Annotated in this window: 1 protein-coding gene; it reads right to left on the bottom strand. The window is 62.5% G+C overall.

Annotated elements, in window-relative coordinates; genetic code table 11:
- Positions 1 to 395 (bottom strand): hypothetical protein (locus ACV22V_RS32600; RefSeq protein WP_448016847.1); only part of this gene is annotated, 395 nt, incomplete at both ends.

Genomic DNA, 395 nt, shown 5'->3' with positions numbered 1-395 from the left:
CCGAGCGGATCGGTCGCCTCGGTCACGCGCCCCTTGCTGTCGTAGTACCGCTGCCAGCGATGACCTTCCGAGTCCTGCAAGCCGATCATGTCGCCACTACGGTCGTAGACGTAATATGCGGTCCGCCCGTCCTGCTGCGTATGCGACGTCAAATGCCCTGCGTCGTCCCACGTGAACGATTCCTCGGTGCCGTCCGGGAACACGTGACGCGTCACGTGCCTGGCGGCATCGCGAAAGAACCATTCCTCGGTCTGGTCCGGATACACGATCCGGTACACGTAGCCGTCGATGTCGTAGTACTGCTGCGTCGTATGACCGAGCGCATCCGTTACGAAGGTCAGGCGCAAACGGTCGTGCCACGTCAGCCGCGTATCGAATGTGCCGTCGTCCGCCCA

Source organism: Burkholderia sp. AW33-5, from assembly GCF_053427615.1.
This window is presented reverse-complemented; position numbering and strand designations above follow the sequence as displayed.